Genomic DNA, 17,306 nt, shown 5'->3' with positions numbered 1-17,306 from the left:
CATGGGAGACGACAGTGGACCCGCTGCTCCTCGCCCGCCTCCAGTGCGCCACCACCACCTCGATCCACTTCCTGTTCGTGGCGGTCACGCTCGGCCTGGTCACGCTCCTGGTCGGGCTGCAGACGGCCGGCTACCTGACCGGCAAGCCTGTGTATGAGCGGCTGACCCGGTTCTGGGGCCAGCTCTACGTGATCAACTACGTGCTCGGCATCGCCACCGGCATCGTGATGGAGTTCCAGTTCGGCCTGAACTGGAGCGGGCTGTCGCGCTACGTCGGGAACGTGTTCGGCGCGCCACTGGCCATCGAGACGCTGGTGGCGTTCTTCCTGGAGTCCACGTTCCTCGGCATGTGGATCTTCGGGTGGCACCGGCTGCGGCGCGGCGTCCACCTGGCGCTGCTCTGGGGCGTGGCGATCACCGCGTACGCCTCGGCCTTCTGGATCATGGTGGCGAACGCCTGGCTGCAGAACCCCGTCGGATACGAGGTCCGCGACGGCGTCGCCCACCTCACCGACTTCGGCGCGCTGCTCACCAACCCCACGTTCGGCATGGCGTTCGGCCACGTGATCTCGGCGAGCCTGGTCACCGGCGGCCTGCTGATGGCCGCGGTGAGCGCCTGGCACCTGCTGCGGCGCACTCCCGACTACGCGCTGTTCCGCACCTCGCTGCGGCTCGGCCTGGTCACCGCGGCCCTAGCGGTCAGCCTGCTCCAGGGTTTCGGCTTCGCCCAGTTCGGGCCGGTCGGGCAGCTCCAGCCGACCAAGTTCGGCGGCGGGCCGGAGCGGGACGCGCTCGTCGCCGACTGGACCGCGCGCTTCGGCCCGGGCGACTGGGAACCACCTGTGCTCTCCAACGTCGGCCTCGGTTTCATGATCCTGATCGGCTTCACGCTCGGCGCGCTCTGGCTCCTGCTGCCGCTGCTCTGGCGCGACTGGATCATCAGGTTGAAGGCGCCGCTCTGGCTGATCCTGCTCGGCCTGCCGCTGCCCTTCGTGGCGATGCTGCTCGGCTGGATCGCCCGCGAGGTCGGCCGCCAGCCCTGGGCCGCGTACGGGCTGCTGCCCACCGCGCAGGCCGTCTCGCCGGTCTCACCGGGGCTGATGCTCACCTCGCTGATCGGGTTCAGTCTGCTGCTCGGCGCGCTCGCGGTGACCAACTGGACGTTGATGGCCCGGCACGCCGCCCGTGGCGCGCAGGACCCCGCGCTCGGCCGCCCGCCCGCGCCCGACAGCGACGCCCACCACCAGCCCGTGTTCGTCTGAGGGAGCCCGCCGTGGAACTCGCCTGGTACGCCCTGCTCGGCCTCTTCTTCGCCACCTACCTCGTGCTCGGCGGCTACGACTACGGCGTCGGCCTGCTGCTGGCCCGGCGCGGCCCGGCGCCGGGAAGCCGGGCCACGCTCACCGCGCTCGGGCCGTTCTTCCTCGGCAACGAGGTCTGGCTGGTCGCCGCCGTCGGCATCCTGTTCGGCGCGTTCCCCCGGCTGGAGGGCGAGCTGCTCTCCGGCTTCTACCCGGCGGTGCTCGCCGCGCTGGCCGGTGTGGTGCTGGTGACCGCCGGGGTGCAGTTGCGCAGCCGCCCGGCCTCCGCCACCGCCCGCGCCCGCTGGGACCGGGTGGTGGTGGTCGGCTGCGTGCTGGCCGCGCTGGGCTGGGGCGCGGTGCTCGCCGGGCTGCTTCAGGGCGTGCCGCTGAGCGCCGACGGCCACGTGGTCGGTGTCGGTCATCTCGCCACCCCGTTCGTCGCCGCCGCCGGGCTGGCGCTGCTCGCGCTGGTGGCGGTGCACGGTGCGACGTTCCTCACGCTCCGGCTGCCCGCCGCCGAGGCGCCGGCCCTCGCCCGGCTGGCGGCCGGCCTGGTGCCCGCCGCACTCGTCGCGGTCGGCGCGGCCACCGTCCTGGGTGTGCTCTCCGATCGGGTACGCGCCGCGGTGGCGCGCCCGGCTGTCGCCGTACTCCTGCCGTTGGCGCTCGTGGCGGCGCTGCTGGCGGCCCGCGCGGCGCTGCGGCGGGGCCGGGCCCTGGTGGCCTTCGCCGCGACCGCGACGGCGCTGGCGCTGCCCGCGCCGCTGATCGGGGCCGCGCTCTGGCCCCGGATCCTGGTCTCCACCACCGACCCGGCGGCGTCGCTGACGGTGACCGAGGCGGCCGCCAGCCACCCGACGCTGGCGCTGTTGGGATGGCTCGCGCTACCGCTCCTGCCGGCCCTACTAGGCTTTCAGGCGATGTGCTGGTGGGTTTTCCGGGGACGGATCGACGGCAGGGCACCGGTGTACTGGTGAACCGCCGCCCGTTCGACCCGCGTCTGCTGCGTCGGGTCCCCGCGGCCCGGCGCGACCTCGCCGTGCTCGCGGTGCTGGGCGGGCTCACCGCACTGCTGGTGATCGCCCAGGCCACCGCGCTGGCGACGCTGCTGGCGACGGCGTTCGACGGGCGGCTGCACCGGCCGGCGCTGGCCGGTCTCGTGGCCGCTGTGGCCGGGCGGGCGCTGGTGAGCTGGGCGCAGGGCACAGTCGCGGCGCGGGCCGCCGCCACGGTCAAGGCGGCGCTGCGCGCCGACCTGCTCGGCGCGGTCGGCCGGCACGGCCCCACCTGGGTCGCCGGGCAGCGGGCCGGGCAGCTCGCCACGCTGGCCGGGCGCGGCCTGGACGCGCTGGACCCGTACTTCACCGGCTACCTGCCGCAGCTCGTGCTGAGCGTCACGGTGCCGGTGGCGGTGCTGGCCCGGATCGTGTTCGCCGACTGGAGCTCGGCGCTGATCATCGCGCTCACCATCCCGCTCATCCCGATCTTCGGCGCGCTGCTCGGCTGGCAGGCGCAGGCCGCCACCGAACGGCAGTGGCGCCGGTTGTCGCTGCTCGGCGGGCACTTCCTCGACATGGTCGCCGGGCTGCCCACGCTACGCGCGTTCGGCCGGTCCAAGGGGCAGGTCGACGTGGTACGCCGGATGGCCGACGGCCACCGCCAGGCCACCATGAAGACGCTGCGCATCGCGTTCCTGTCCGCTCTGGTGCTGGAACTGGTCGCCACGCTCTCCGTCGCGCTGGTCGCGGTGCCGGTCGGCATCCGGCTGCTCGGCGGCGGCCTCACGCTCTCCACCGCACTGCTGGTGCTGCTGCTCACCCCGGAGGCGTACCTGCCGCTGCGCGCCGCGGGCAGCCGGTTTCACGCCAGCATGGAAGGACTCACCGCGCTGAACGAGGCGCTCACGCTCTCCGCCACCGACGCGCCCGCCACCGCCGAGCCCCGCCGTCCGGCGCCGCGCGGCCGTGGTGAGATCCGCTTCGAGGGCGTCACAGTCGCGTACGACCGCACCACCGCGCTACGCGACGTCACGCTGACCGTCCGGCCCGGCGACCGGGTGGCGATCATCGGGCCCAGCGGCGCGGGCAAGAGCACGCTGCTCAACCTGCTGCTCGGCTTCGTCGCACCGACCTCGGGCCGGGTCACCGTCGACGGGGTGGACCTGGCCGGCGTCGACCTCGACGCCTGGCGGCGCGAGCTGGCCTGGGTGCCGCAGCGGGCGCACCTGTTCGCCGGGTCGCTGGCCGACAACATCCGCCTCGGCGCACCGGACACCCCGGACGCCGCGCTCGCCGCGGCGGTCACCGACGCCGCGCTGGACGAGGTGGTCGACGCCCTGCCCGACGGGCTGGACACCCGCCTCGGCGAGCGCGGCCACGGCCTGTCCAGCGGGCAGCGGCAACGCGTAGCGCTGGCTCGCGCGTTCCTGCGGGACGCGCCGATCGTGCTGCTCGACGAGCCGACAGCGCGGCTGGACAGCGCCAGCGAGGCGGTCGTGCTGGACGCGACCCGGCGGCTGGTCGCCGGACGTACCGCGCTGCTCGTCGCGCACCGGCCCGCGCTGCTCGCCGACGCCGACCGGATCCTGCGCGTCGAGGACGGCCGGGTCACCGAACTGCACCCGACCGCCACCGGACCGGGGGTGCCCCGATGAGCCCCGTCTCCCCCGCCCGCCCGGCGGTGACCCGGTGACCGCCGGCGACGGCATGACGCCTGTGGGCCGCGAGCCGGCCGGGCCGACAGGGGTTCCGATGCCGCCCTCCGGCTCGCCGGAACCGCCCGCGCCCGCCCGGCCCGGGGCGGAACGTGCGGTGCTGCGCCTGGCCCGGCCCTACCTGAGCCGGCTGCTCGGCGCCGGGCTGCTCGCCGCCGCCACCGAGTTCGCCGGCCTGGCGCTGATGGCCACCGCCACCTGGCTGCTGATGAGCGCCGCCGGCCGTCCGCCGCTGGACCGGCTGACGGTGGCGATCGTCGCGGTCCGGGCACTGGCGGTCAGCCGGGGCGTGTTCCGGTACACCGAACGGCTCGCCGGGCACGACGCCGTCCTGCGCATGATCACCGACGTGCGGACCCGCGTCTTCGCCACGCTCGCCGCCCGCCGGGAGACCGGCCGCCGTACCGGGGACGCGCTGAGCCGCCTGGTCTCCGACGTGGAGGCGGCCCAGGACCTGCTGCTGCGCGTCCTCGTACCGGGTGCGGCGGCAGCACTCGTCAGCGTGCTCGCGGTCGGCGTCGCCGCACTGATCTCGCCACCGGCCGCCGGTGTGCTCGCGCTCGGCCTGCTCGTGGCGGGGGTGGCGCTCCCCGCGCTCGCCGCCCGGATCACCCGCCGCGCCGCCGACGAGGTGGCCCCGCTGCGGGGCGCGCTCGCCGTGGACGCGGTCGACCTCACCCACGGCGCCGCCGACCTGGCCGCGTTCGGCGCGACAGGCGCCGCGCTCGCCGCCGCCGACGAGCGGGCCGGACGACTGGCCCGGCTGGAACGCCGGCTCGCCGCGACCGGCTTCGCGGTGGACGCGCTCGGCGTCCTCGTCGGTGGCCTCACCGCCGCCGCCGTGGTGGTCGTGGCGCTGCGCGCCGAGGTCGGCGGCGTGCTGGTCGGCGTCCTCGCGGTCGGCTCGCTCGCCGCCGTGGAGGTGGCGCTCGCGCTCGTCGCGGCGGCCCGCCAGCGCACCCAGCTGCGGGCCGGGCTGGCCCGGGTCGCCGACCTGCTCACCGAGCCCGGCCCGGCGACCCGACCGGACGCGCCGGAGCCCACTGTCGACGGCCACGACGTGCGGTTCGCCGACGTGACGGTCCGCTACCGGGCCGGCGCCGCCCCCGCCCTGGCCGGATTCGACCTCGACCTGCCGGCCGGCCGCCGGGTGGCGGTGGTCGGGCCGAGCGGCGCCGGCAAGAGCACGCTCGCCGCGGTGCTCACCGGCGCGGTACGCCCCGACACCGGCCGCGTCACCGCCGGCGGCGTGCCGGTGTCCGAGATCCCGGCCGAGCACCTGCCCCGGGTGGTCGGCGGCCTGCTCGCCGAGGCGTACGTCTTCCACGCCACGGTCAAGGAGAACCTGCTCCTCGGCCGCCCGGACGCCACCGAGGCGGATCTGGTCGCCGCGACCCGGGCGGCGGGCCTGCTCGACTGGGTACGCGAACAGCCAGACGGCTGGGACACGGTGGTCGGCGAGCAGGGCGGGCAGCTCTCCGGCGGGCAGCGGCAGCGGCTTGCGCTGGCCCGCGCGCTGCTGGCCGCCCCACCGGTGCTGGTGCTCGACGAGCCGACCGAAGGGCTCGACCCGGCGGCCGCCGACGCGGTGCTGGACTCCACGCTCGCCGCCACCCCGGCCGGGCACTCGGTGCTGCTGATCAGCCACCGGCTCAGCGGCCTCGCCGGGTTCGACGAGATCGTGGTGCTCGAAGGCGGCCGGGTGGTGCAGCGCGGCCGGCACGACGAGCTGGTGGCACGCCCCGGCTGGTACCGGGAGCAGTGGCTGCGCCAGGAGGCGGCCGAGCGCGGCTACCTGGCGATCACGCCCTGACGCCCGGCCGATCCGGGTTTCCCCTGACGCGGGTTGTCGCCCGCCGGTGGCAGGCTTACCCCATGCGGGTGCATGAGGAGGCAGTGGTCGACCGCCGGCTGCACGAGTTGTCCACGCGGTTGCACGGGCCGAACCGGCTCAAGACCGACCTGCTGACCGAGGCGCGGCACGCGCTGGAGGACGCCGTCGAGGCGTACCGGGAAGGGGGCCTGCCGCGTGCGGAGGCGGAGCGGCGGGCGGTCGCCGAGTTCGGCAGCGACGCCCAGCTCGTGCCGGGTTTCCAGGCCGAGCTGGCCGTCGGCGCGCTGCGCGGGCTGGCGCTGCGCACGCTCGTGGTGGCGGTGGTGCTCATCGCCGCCGGTGACCTGACCTGGCAGGGGTCGAGCTGGAGCGGCGGTCCGCCGCCGCCGCGGAGCTACCTGCTGCTCTCCGCCTCGCTGAACGGCATCTGGGGCGTGGTCGCCGCGCTGGCGCTGGTCGCGCTGCTGGTCGGTCCGCTGGTCGCCCGGTGGGGTTCACCGCGACTCGTCCGCCCGGCGCGGCTGATCGGTTTCGGTCTGACCGGCAGCCTGCTGCTCGGCGCGATCGCCGGGGGCGCGCTGTTCGGCTGGTCGATCGGTCTGTGGGACGCCGCGCTCACCTGGCCGCCCCTGGTCATCGGGATGGTGGTGGTCTCGGCGGCCTGGTTCGCGCTGGCCCGGGCGGCCCGCTGCTGGGTGCTCGCCGACCGCCGGTTGGCCGGCTGAGCGGCCGGCCGGGCTGCTGAGGCGCCCGTCAGACCGGCGCGGTGGGCGGCTCGTCCGCGCCGAGGAACCGCCCGACGGTGGCGCTGAACTCGTGCCAGCCGGCCCGCTCCCCGGCGAGCGCGCGGCCGCCGGCCTCGGTCAGCTCGTACGTGCGGCGCTCCCGGCCGTTGACGGTGCTCCAGGTGCTCGCCACCAGCCCGGCCCGCTCCAGCCGGCGCAGGGCCGGATAGATGGTGCCGGTGGGCAGATCCAGCGTGCCGCCGCTGCGGGCCCGCAACGCCTCGATGATCGCGTAGCCGTGCAGCGCGCCTCGTTCCAGCACGGCGAGCAGGAGCGCGTCCAGGTGTCCGTGCAGCGCCTGCGCCTTCATGCGTAGCAACGCTACTTGTCGTGCCGCCGCGACGCCAAGGGGTGCGACTCCCGGTCGGAACCGTCGCCCACTAGGGTATGTGCGCAGAGTCACTCGGCGGCGCGACGCCGTCGGGTGGGCAACCCGAACGCACACGGAGGTCAGCGTGGCCCGCCAGTCGCCCCAACGGCCCGACGCCGACGAGCCCGAGCTCGACGACACCGACGCCGCCGCCGCGGCCGACGAGGTCGAGGAGGACCGCCCGCCGGCGGACCGCGCGCTCTGGGAAGAGGTGCGGATCGACCCGGTGGAGATCGCCCTGCCCGCCGGCACCGGCTTCACGCTGCGGGCGTACCGGCCGGCGCGCGAGCTGACCCCGACCGACGTCGCCGAGCGCGACCAGGACGACCCGTTCCTGGCCCGCCGTCAGGTCGTCGAGACCGAGGAGGACGAGGAGGTGGTGATCCTCGACGAGGAGTTCGCCGCCCTCTCCGCCGAGGAGGACGACGAGGACGAGGAGAAGGACGCCAAGTCCCGCCGCAAGGGCAAGGCCGACGCCTCGGACGACGAGAAGGCCGAGGCCGACGAGGACGACTCCGAGGCCGAGGACGACGAGGACGAGGACGAGGCGGGCGACGAGGAGGTGCCGCTCTTCCTCACCCACAAGGGCCGGCTCCTGCTCTTCAAGACCCCCGAGTCATTGGTCACTTTCATCCGTTCCGGCGCACCGAACGATCTGTCCCAGCTGGACAGTTGGAATGAACTGTCCGAACGGCTGGAACCGGCCGACATCGCCCCGCTGGACGAGGACACGTACGAGCTCGACCTGGTGGTCGAGAACCTGCGCGGCGGCCACGACGCGTGGGACCACGAGCTGCTCATCGAAGCCGGTGAGATCGCCCGTGACCTGGCGTACGCCCTGCGGCTACCCGCCGTGCTGGACATGCTCTCGGCCGGCTCCAGCCTGGACGACCTGGACGAGGCTCTGCGCGCTTCCGTCAACGGTGGCGTCGGTGGTTTCCTTGGTCGGCGCCGGCTGAAGAAAATCGGGGCACAAACCGCAAGTTTGGGTTGGCGCACCATTGTCGGCAAGATCTCTGCGGTTGTGGACTGGCGCGACTGACCCGGAGCGGGGAGCATCAGTCTCTGGCAGAGCAAGACCTGTGTCCCGGGAGGAGGACGACGCCGTGGCGCTCGTGCGCGTGTACTGCGGTCTGGCCTCGGCAGATCCGGCCGACCGAACGGCTTCGGCCGGAACGACGCTGACGTCCGCTGTGGTCGACGACGCAGGCCGTCTGCTGCACGTCTGCGAGATCGGTGACGATCCCGCCGGTTACGCCCGGCTGGTCGCGCTGCTGGTGGAGCGGTCCGGCGGTCCGAGCGGCGCGGCCATCGCCGCCGACAGCGACGACCACATCGTCACCTCGCTGCTGAGCGCCGCCGGCCGGCCGCTGGCGATCGCCGACGACGACTCGGTCGACGACTTCGCCGAGCGCTTCGCCGACGACGACTCCCTGGAGGAGATGCAGTCCCCGCCCGCCGAGCGCCGCGCGGTCGGGCTGGCCCGCGCGCTCCAGGCCGGCGCGCTCTCCGCGGTGACCCTCCCGGCACCGCGTGAGCTGGCCGGATACACGCAGGTCCTGGCCGCGCACGCGGCGCTGGCGAGTGGCCGGCACTCCGCCGCGGTGACGCTGCGCGAGGTGCTCCGCGAGCTCTACCCGGCCGCGCTGCGGGCCTACCCGGATCCTGCCGACCGGGTCGCCCTGGCGGTGCTCGACGCGCTGCCCGAGCCGGGCATGCTCCTCGGCCCCGCGGGCCGTGGTGGCGCGACGGCCGCCGACGCGGTCGTCGCGCATCTGGCCGGCGAGGGAGTGGCCGACGCCGACGCCGTCTCCGACGCGGTGACCGCGCTGCGCGTCGCCATCTCCGAGACGCCCCGGCGGGCCACCGTCAACCGCACGCTCACCGCTGCCGTCGCCGAGACCGTACGGCAGGCCGTCGCCTCCGTCCGCACCTGTGACGCCGGCTGCGACGCGCTCGTCGGCGCGCTCGCCGAACGCACCGCTCCCTCCCCCGCGACCGGCCGCCGGGCCGCCGCGCGACGGGGCGAGCAGGTCGACGAACTGGCCCCGGCGCCCGCGGCCGACCTGCGTCCGGTGCGCGCGATCCCGCCGGAGCCGAACGCCGAGCCGCAGCGCGGCCGTCCCGAACCGGCCGGCGCACCCGAGCCGGCCGGCCGTCGAGGCCGTCCCGAGCCGGTCCCCGGCGGGCGGCGCAGCCGTCCGGAGCCGGTGTCCGGTCCGGCCGCCACGACGACGCCCCGGCCGCTCGGCCCGCCGCCGGTCGCCCCGGCGCCCGTCACGCCGCCGCCGGTCGCCCCGGCGCCGGTCACGCCCGTCGCTCCGGCAGCCGCACTGGGCCGGCCGTCGTCGGCTCCCCCGGCGCGGCCCGAGCCGACCGGCGCGCCGCTGCCGTCGCGGGTGGACGGCCCCACCAACCGGCCGATCTCCGCGCCGCCACCGCCGCCCCCCGGGATCACACCGATCGCCCCGTCCCCGCGCGGTGCCGTGCCGCCCGCCGAGGCCGGCGAGCCGTTCCGGCCGACACTCACCACCGCGGCCATCAACAAGGCGCGGGCCGAGCGGCAGCGCACCGTCATCCCGCCCCGGCCCAAGACCAACCAGCACCAGGAACCGCCGACCGGTGGCTTCAGCGCCACCGACCTGAGTATTCCGGTGCCGGCCCCGCGCCCGCCCGCGCCGGAGGCCCCGCCGGGCTCCCGGGCGAACTGGCCGCTGGTGAACACCGAGGACGACGCCGCCCGGGAGCGGGAGGGCACCACCTACCCGTACGGGCGGGGTGTGGACGCGCCGAGCGACCCGGGCCGGGTCACGCCGCCGTGGCTCGCCGACGACCTGCCGCAGGAGCCGCCGATGCTGCGGCTGGTGGAGCCGCCGCCGCTGGCGGACCGGGCGCTGCGCGACGAGATGAGCCGCTCGGCCGACCCCGGTCTGGAGACGCCGCCGCTGCGTCTCGTCGACCAGGGCGACCCGGGCCGCGTGCCGCTGCCCGCCGCGCCCGAGCGGCGTCCCGCTCCGAAGGAGCACCGGCCGCCGCCGGTCTCCGACGAGGGTGACGGCGACCTGCTGATCTTCGCGCAGGCCAAGTCCGCCTGGTTCGTCGGGCACGGCGACGAGGCCGACCTGGAGTGGTCGACCACCGCCGACACCGGCTGGCAGGCGGCCGAACAGGCCGCCCGTCCCTCCGTCGGCGCCGAGACCAAGGCCGGGCTGCCGAAGCGCGTGCCGCAGGCCAACCTGGTGCCGGGCTCCCCGCTGCGCGAGGAGCGTCCTCTGCGGATCGTCCGGAACGCGGCGAGCCTCGCCGAGAACACCACCGGATACTTCCGGGGCTGGCGGCGCGGCCAGGAGATCGGCGGCTTCGCCGTAGGCGGCCGTCCGGGCCGTGAGGCGGCCGGCGGCTGGGACTTCACCCGCGACACCGGCGACCGCGACGACGACCGGGAGTACGAGTACCGCTCGGCGGGCTACCGCTCCTGACCGGGCTCGCCGGGGGTGTTTCATCCCACACCGGGGCGATTTGACGCTGGGCTGGACCGGCCGGGAACATACCCGGCGGACCAGCGGCGGCGCCTGTTCGCCGGGGTGGGAAGGCGATTCCATTGGCGACACCGGCGTTCGACTCCACTGTGCTCACCCGGCGGGGCGTCCTCGCCGCCGCTGCCGGGAGCCTGCTGCTCGCCGGCTGCGCTCCGCAGGGCCAGCGGCCGGAGGACGGCCCGTCCAGCAGCGCGCCGAGCGACCAGGATCTGATCGTCGGCGCGAGCCTGGAACTGACCGGCGCCGGGTCGCTGCTCGGCGTCGCCCAGCGGCAGGCCCTGCAGCTCACCGCCGACTCGCTCAACCGCACCGGCCTGCCGGTGGGGAACCTGGTCCGGTCGGTCCGGCTCCAGATCCTGGACAACGGCAGCAATCCCGAGGTCGCCGCCCGGCACGCCGCCGACCTCACCCGGATCGGCGCGCAGGCGCTGATCGGCGGTGTTCTCGGCGAGACCTCGGCGGCCCTCGCGGCGGCAGCCCAGCGGGTCAAGACGCCGTTCCTGTCGCTCGGCTACGGTGACCGCATCGTGCTGCCGCTGGACGAGCGCACGTTCACCTACAAGCTCACCCCGGACGCCGTCGACATGGCGCGTCGCCTGGTGGAGCTGTTCGAGTCCAAGAAGATCCGGCGGGTGTCGGTGCTCGCCGCCGACGGGATGCACGGCGACTCGGGTGTGCGGGCGATGCGGGAGGCGCTCGCCGACAGCACCGTCGACCTGGCCCGCACGGTACGCCTGCCGGCGACCGGCCGGCGCTTCCGTGCCGCCGCCGAACGCGTCGCCGGGGGCCAGCGGGACGGCGTCGTGGTCTGGGGCACCGCACCGGACTCCGGAGTCGCGGCACGGGAGCTGCGCGCCGCCGGTCACCGCGGCCCGATCTTCTTCGACGCCGGCGCGGTCGCCGACGACACCGTCCAGGGGGCGAACGCCGCCGCCGTGGAGGGCGCGTACGCGGTGCACCCGGCCTGCCTGGACGTCTCCGCCGCCACCGCCACCACGACGGCGCAGCTGGCCCGCAGGGACTTCGTCAACCGCTACACGCAGCGGCACGGCGTCAGCCCGGACTTCGCCCCGTACGCCTCGGACGCGCTCCAGCTCCTCGCCACGTCGGCGCGGATGGCGACGAGCCTGGACCGGGGCCGGCTGCGGGCCCTCCTGCAGGCGCAGACCGTCGAGGGCATCGCCGGCGGGTACGCCTTCAGCGCCGACCGGCACGGCGGCATGGAGCCCGACTCGCTCGCCGTGTACCAGGTGTTCCGCGGCACCTGGACCCGCTACGCCTGACCCCGCTCACCGCCCGGTGACCGTCCCGCATGGAGGGTCACCGGGCGGTCGCCTACCGTGTCCGACCCCGGACGGCAAGAAGCGCCCGGTGGCCCTGGGGCCGCCGGGCGCTTCCGCGCGTCGGTCAGGCGGGCGCGACGGCCCGCGAGCGCCGCATGGTGAGCACGTACTCGACCAGCGAGATCAGCACGTGCTTCGTGGACTCCCGGTTACGGGCGTCGCACGGCACCACCGGCACGTCGCGGGAGATCGCCAGCGCGTCCCGGACGTCCTGCGGATCGTGGTACTGCATGCCGTCGAAGCAGTTGATGGCCACCAGGTACGGCAGCCGCCGGTGCTCGAAGAAGTCGATGGCGGCGAAGCAGTCGGCGAGCCGCCGGGTGTCGACCAGCACCACCGCGCCGATCGCACCCCGGACCAACTCGTCCCACATGAACCAGAACCGCGTCTGACCCGGCGTACCGAACAGGTACAGGATCAGATCCCGGTCGATCGAGATACGACCGAAGTCCATCGCCACCGTGGTCGTCGTCTTGCCCGGCACCTGCCGGGTGTCGTCGACGCCGACACCGGCGGAGGTCATGATCGCCTCGGTGGTCAGCGGCGTGATCTCGGAGACCGAGCCGACCAGCGTCGTCTTGCCGACGCCGAACCCACCGGCGATAACGATCTTCGCCGACGTCACTCGGCCGCTCGGGGCCGGCGGCCGGTGCGACATGTCAGAGCCTGCGAAGTCCACTCAGCACCCTCTCCAGCAGTTCAGTGCCCACCGCGTCGTCGGAGTCGTCCAAAATGGTCGGCTCGTGGACCGCGACCAGGCCGTCCGTCGCCATGTCGGCGATGAGCACCCGGGCCACGCCGAGCGGAAGCTGCATCCGCGCCGCGATCTCGGCGAGCGACTGCACACGTCCGTCACACAACGCGGCGATGTACTGGTGTTCACGACCGTGGCCACCATTGCCAGTGGCAACCGCTCGGCCGCGCACCGTCGTCTCGACGAGTGCCTCCAGGGCGATGTCGAGCCGGGGACGGGTACGACCGCGGGTGACGGCGTACGGCCGGACCAACGCGCCGGTCGGCTCGTCACGATCCATGTCGCCGCTCACCTCCCTCGTACCCGGCACCGGCTCGCCCCGGTGACATCCGTCGCTGTCGTTGTTGTTCCCGCACCTGACCCACCGGCCAGCGCGTCATTCAGCCCATCATCCCCACAGCCGTGCGCGGCTGCGGCGTCAGGGCATCGCCCACCCGGTCCACGAGCAGGGCCATCTCGTACCCGACCTGACCCACGTCGCAGCTCCGCGCCGCCAGCACGGCGAACGACGAGCCGTCGGAGATGGACATCAGGAACAGGAAACCGTTGTCCATCTCGACGACTGTCTGCAACACCGCCCCGCCCTCGAAGCAGCGGGCCGCGCCCTGGGTCAGGCTGACCAGACCGGACGCGATCGCGGCGAGCTGGTCGGCACGGTCCCGCGGAAGGTCACGGGACGAGGCCAGAAGCAGGCCGTCGGCCGAGACCGCGACCGCGTGCGCCACACCGGGCACCCGGTCGGCGAAGTTGGCGAGCAGCCATCCGAGATCCTGCGTAGTAGTCATCCTTGTTGCTCCTTCTGCCCGCTCCCGGCCACCGGGCCTGAGTCAGACTGCGAGGACTGCTGCCCGCCCGGAGTGCCCTCCGGGCCGGTCGTGTTGCTGTCGGTGTTACGCCCGCGCTGCACGCCCCGATGGTAGGCCGAGAGCAGGCCCCGAACACCCTCCGGAGTACGCCGCTGCACCGACGCGGAAGGCTTCTCGATGCTGCCGGGCACGAGCTGCGCCATCGGCGTCCGTTTCGGCAGGCCCTTCTGGGTGGTCTCCGCAACCGGGACCTCGGTGGCCGCCGAGGCGGCACGCCAGCCGTCGTCGGCCGCCGTCTGCCACGGGGAGGAGGACTGCGGCGACGCGGTCGGCTGCCGGGTGGGCAACCCGCCGGTGTACGCGGGACGGGTGTTCCCGTTCGCCGCGCCGTTGTCACGCGGTGCTCCGCCGGCCGTCGGAGATTGTGCCATCGGCGTGTTACCTGTCGTTGCGGGTGTCGTCTGCGGCACGGGCCGGCCGGCCGTGTCCACCTTGGCGAACTGCTCGGTGGCGGCGCCGCCGTTCGTCGTCGCGGCCGGTGCCGCCGACTCCTCGTTGGGCCCGGGCCGGCGGGTGCGGAACCACGCCGACTCCAGCTCCCGGAAGATCGGCAGCTCCATCGTCTCGTCCGCGTACCGCTGACGGTTGCCCTGCTGCTGCGGCGCGGCCGGGCGTGCCACCGGTGCCGCCGGGCGGTTCGCCGCCGGGGCCTCGGCCGGCCGGCTCGCGGCCGGAGCGGCGGACGGCCGGCCGGCCGCCTGCTGCGGGGTGGCCGGAATCTCCGTGCGCGGCACCCGGGGCAGCTCGGTGGTCATGTCCATGCCACCGGTGGGCCGTTCCGGCGCCGCCGGAGCCGGGGTCGGCGCGACCGGCGGCCAGACCGGCGGGGCGCTGACACCCGGTGCGGGCATCGGACGTGCCTGCGGCTGGTTCGCCGGCGGCGCGGAGGCCGGGTACCCGGCGGCGGGCTGCCCGGACACCGGCGCGGCCGAGACCGGACGGTACGGCAGCGGGTCACCGGAGACCGGCGCCGCGGAGACCGGGCGGCCCGAGAACGGGTCACCGGAGACCGGCGCGGCCGAGACCGGGCGGTACGGCAACGGGTTGCCGGAGACCGGCACGCCGGAGACCGGGGGCAGCGGCGGGGCCGACACCGGCGGGACCGGCGGCGCGGAGACCGGCGGCGGGCTGTAGGGCCGCGCCTCCGGGCTGCTCGGCAGCTGGCGCGGGATCGCCGGCTGCTGCCCGGTGCTGCCCGGGTCGCCGTCGGCCGGGTTGCGCCGCTGCGGAAGCGGGTCCGTCGACTGGCCGTTGGGCCGGCCGCCGAATCCGCCGTCGCCGCCGGACGGGCTGGCGCCGGTCAGGTCGGACCAGGCCGGCATGGCACGGCCGCCACCGGCGTTCGCCGGGGTGCCCGAGCCGTTGCGCGGCGCCGGGTCGAACGCCCGTCCGCCGAGCGTGACCTGGTTGCCCGAGGAGCCCGGGTGGGGCGCCGGCGGCAGGCTCGGCGGGTTGTTGTTGCCGAAGGCCGCCAGGGCGCCGAAGGCCGGTGCCGGGCCGTTCTGCTGCGGGCCCGCTGCCGGCAGGGCCGGTCCGGGCAGGCCACGGCCGGCCAGGGCGCGCGGCACCAGGACCGAGGTCGGCAGCGTCACGTCGGCGACGGTGCCCCGGTCGGCGCCCGGCCGCAGCTCGACCCGGACGCCGTGCCGGGCGGCCAGCCGCGCGACCACGACCAGGCCCATCATCCGGGAGACCGCGACGTCCACCTGCGGCGGCGTGGCCAGCCGCTCGTTGAGGTCGCGGAGCTGCTCCGTGCTGATGCCGATGCCGCGGTCCTCCACGTAGAGGGAGGCGCGGTCGCCGACCCGCCGGGCCTCCACCATGACCTGCGAGTCCGGCGGGGAGAAGGCGGTGGCGTTGTCGAACAGCTCGGCGACCAGGTGCACCAGGTCGTTGACCGCGTGCGCGGCGACCTCGATGTCCCTGTCGATCACGCCGAACTCGATCCGGGTGTAGTGCTCGACCTCGGACTGTGCGGCGCGCAGCACGTCGATCAGTGCGGCCGGCTCGCGCTGCACACGGGTGGAGTCCGCACCGGCGAGGACCAGCAGGTTCTCGTCGTTGCGGCGCATCCGGGTGGCCAGGTGGTCGAGCTGGAACAGCTCGGCCAGCCGGTCCGGGTCCTCCTCGCCGCGCTCCAGCCGGTCGAGGTGGCCGATCAGCCGGTCGACCAGGATCTGCGAGCGGCGGGCCAGGTTGACGAACATGGTCGCGACCGAGGCCCGCAGGGCGGCCTGCTCGGCGGCGGTCCGGACGGCCTCCAGGTGGACGGCGTTGAACGCCTCGGTCACCTGGCCGAACTCGTCCTTGCTGCGCACCGGCAGCGGTTCGGCGATCTGGTTTGCCAGTTGCACCGGGGAGAGCTGGCCGGTCACCTGCGGGTCGCGCAGGCGGGCGACCGCCTGTGGCAGCCCGTACTGGGCCACCGCCAGGGCGCCCTGGCGCAGGTCGCGCAGCGAGCGGGCCATCGAGCGGGCCACCAGGTACGCGAACAGGATGGCCAGCAGCAGCATGGTGAGCAGCAGGCCGGTCTCCAGGAACACCTGGCGCTGGGTGTCCGAACGCAGCGCGTCGGCCTGCCGGACCACGTTGCCGTCGAGCCGGGCCTCCACGGTCCGGATCAGCTTGGCGTTGGCGACCATGGTCTGGTCCCACTGGTCCGCCCCGAACGGGGCGTTCTCCATCGAGCCGTTGTTGTTGCCCGAGACGAAACTCGTGAAGCGGTCGGCCTTGCGCAGGTCGGGCCCGGAGACGGTCTGCTCGTAGAACAGCTTGTCGGGCTCGGTGGCGACCGCCTGGAAGGTCGCCAGCGACTGCGACTGGCCGGTGCCGCTGGCGATGAACTGCTCGCGCAGCGCGGCGGTGTACTGGTTCTGGGTCAGCGCCTGGTGGACGACGACCCGGCGCTGGGTCAGGTATTCCTTCTGCCGGGCGACGGCGGCCGCCGCGCGCATCCGGTCGCTCAGGTCGTTGTTGCCGGCGAGCTGGGTGGCCGAGTCGCGGATGGCCAGCAGATCCTCGATCAGCTGCCGGTACGCCTGGTCGGCGTCATTGATCTTCAGCTTGCCGTTCAGCACCTGGCTGCGGGTCGCCGGAAGGTCCTTCAGCTGAGTGTCGATCGTGTCGAGCAGCCCGACGAAGTTGCGGGGCAGGTCGTCGATCTCGCCACGCTGCCGCAGGTACGGCGACTTCGCCTGGTCCACCCGCTGGTTGGCGCGGTTGTAACCCTCCTGGTACTGCGCCCGGGTCTGGAACTCCTTCGCGCCGAGGAAGAGCACGGCGCCGACCCGCTCGTCCTGCACGGTGTCGACCAGGTCACCCGAGTAGCCGATCAGGTTGGCCAGATCCCCCGCCCGGTTGGCATTGTTGAGCGTCTCCAGGTGGTCGACCAGACCACTGGTGCCCACCACGACCGTGGCGATGGTCGGCACGATCATGATCAGACCGAGCTTGGACCAGATCGGCATATCGCGCAGCCGACTCATCGGCCGGCGCAGCCGCGACAGGAAGGAGCCCGCCGTCGTTGGCCGTTTGCTCACGTCACCGCCCTCGCATTACCGCGCCCCGCGCCACCCTGAGGGCAACGCCGAGCGACCGACCCGGCGGGTCGGACCTCCGAGATTCCATCACGCCGCTCCGCAAAGAGAAAGACCAGGTTGTCCCTCACCGGAGGTGTGATGAGATGTTGATGCAATTTGATAGCAATCCGTCTGGCCGGAGTCACTGAAGGTAATGGAACACCCGCACCGCGTCGTCCTGCTCGCCGGCCCCTCCGGGTCCGGAAAGTCATACATAGCC

The 17,306-nt window shown here is 74.6% G+C and carries 13 protein-coding genes; 8 read left to right on the top strand and 5 right to left on the bottom strand.

Annotated elements, in window-relative coordinates:
• The first annotated feature begins 14 nt into the window (after positions 1–14).
• The 5 genes from CLT75_RS28760 (at position 15) to CLT75_RS28740 (ending at position 6,576) form a co-directional block, all read left to right on the top strand.
• On the top strand, positions 15–1,262 hold the full coding sequence (locus CLT75_RS28760) for a cytochrome ubiquinol oxidase subunit I (RefSeq protein ID WP_135243285.1): 1,248 nt from the start codon (positions 15–17) through the stop codon (positions 1,260–1,262).
• An 11-nt stretch (positions 1,263–1,273) separates the two neighbouring features.
• The gene (locus tag CLT75_RS28755; RefSeq protein WP_135243284.1) at positions 1,274–2,281 is read left to right on the top strand and encodes a cytochrome d ubiquinol oxidase subunit II; all 1,008 of its coding nucleotides are present in this window, start codon (positions 1,274–1,276) and stop codon (positions 2,279–2,281) included.
• Positions 2,278–3,957 carry a thiol reductant ABC exporter subunit CydD gene (gene cydD, locus CLT75_RS28750; protein ID WP_135243283.1) on the top strand — a complete coding sequence of 560 codons (1,680 nt, stop codon included), beginning with the start codon at positions 2,278–2,280 and terminating at the stop codon, positions 3,955–3,957. Before CLT75_RS28755 ends, cydD begins: the two co-directional genes overlap by 4 nt.
• A gap of 52 nt (positions 3,958–4,009) precedes the next feature.
• Positions 4,010–5,830: a thiol reductant ABC exporter subunit CydC gene (gene cydC / locus CLT75_RS28745; RefSeq protein ID WP_486485375.1), complete on the top strand. Its 1,821-nt coding sequence runs from the start codon at positions 4,010–4,012 to the stop codon at positions 5,828–5,830.
• A gap of 62 nt (positions 5,831–5,892) precedes the next feature.
• A complete protein-coding gene (locus CLT75_RS28740) occupies positions 5,893–6,576 on the top strand; it encodes a permease prefix domain 1-containing protein (protein WP_135243281.1) in 684 nt (227 codons plus the stop codon).
• A 28-nt stretch (positions 6,577–6,604) separates the two neighbouring features.
• Here the strand turns inward: CLT75_RS28740 and CLT75_RS28735 are convergent, their stop codons facing one another.
• Positions 6,605–6,946: a helix-turn-helix transcriptional regulator gene (locus CLT75_RS28735; protein ID WP_135243280.1), complete on the bottom strand. Its 342-nt coding sequence runs from the start codon at positions 6,944–6,946 to the stop codon at positions 6,605–6,607.
• A 145-nt stretch (positions 6,947–7,091) separates the two neighbouring features.
• Here CLT75_RS28735 and CLT75_RS28730 point away from each other — a divergent pair, with 145 nt between their 5' ends.
• The 3 genes from CLT75_RS28730 (at position 7,092) to CLT75_RS28720 (ending at position 11,828) form a co-directional block, all read left to right on the top strand.
• Complete coding sequence (locus tag CLT75_RS28730; RefSeq protein ID WP_135243279.1) at positions 7,092–8,048, top strand: DNA primase; 957 nt, start codon at positions 7,092–7,094, stop codon at positions 8,046–8,048.
• Between the two features lie 40 nt (positions 8,049–8,088).
• Positions 8,089–10,485, top strand: coding sequence for a transposase (locus CLT75_RS28725; protein ID WP_135243278.1), 2,397 nt, complete (start codon positions 8,089–8,091; stop codon positions 10,483–10,485).
• Between the two features lie 122 nt (positions 10,486–10,607).
• A complete protein-coding gene (locus CLT75_RS28720) occupies positions 10,608–11,828 on the top strand; it encodes an ABC transporter substrate-binding protein (RefSeq protein ID WP_135243277.1) in 1,221 nt (406 codons plus the stop codon).
• A 124-nt stretch (positions 11,829–11,952) separates the two neighbouring features.
• Here CLT75_RS28720 and CLT75_RS28715 read toward each other — a convergent pair whose 3' ends face one another.
• The 4 genes from CLT75_RS28715 to CLT75_RS28700 all read right to left on the bottom strand — a co-directional run bounded on the left by CLT75_RS28715 (position 11,953) and on the right by CLT75_RS28700 (position 17,047).
• On the bottom strand, positions 11,953–12,546 hold the full coding sequence (locus CLT75_RS28715) for a GTP-binding protein (RefSeq protein ID WP_030501201.1): 594 nt from the start codon (positions 12,544–12,546) through the stop codon (positions 11,953–11,955).
• Position 12,547: 1 nt separating this feature from the next.
• A complete protein-coding gene (locus tag CLT75_RS28710; protein WP_073827018.1) occupies positions 12,548–12,922 on the bottom strand; it encodes a DUF742 domain-containing protein in 375 nt (124 codons plus the stop codon).
• Between the two features lie 100 nt (positions 12,923–13,022).
• Positions 13,023–13,427, bottom strand: a complete 405-nt coding sequence (locus CLT75_RS28705) for a roadblock/LC7 domain-containing protein (protein WP_013283992.1) — start codon at positions 13,425–13,427, stop codon at positions 13,023–13,025.
• On the bottom strand, positions 13,424–17,047 hold the full coding sequence (locus tag CLT75_RS28700) for a nitrate- and nitrite sensing domain-containing protein (protein WP_135243276.1): 3,624 nt from the start codon (positions 17,045–17,047) through the stop codon (positions 13,424–13,426). The genes CLT75_RS28705 and CLT75_RS28700 overlap by 4 nt, the downstream gene beginning before the upstream one ends.
• Positions 17,048–17,306 lie beyond the last annotated feature (259 nt).

This window comes from Micromonospora sp. CNZ285 (assembly GCF_004637285.1).
Note: the sequence above shows the minus strand (reverse complement) of the source record. Positions and strands in the feature narration are given on the sequence as shown.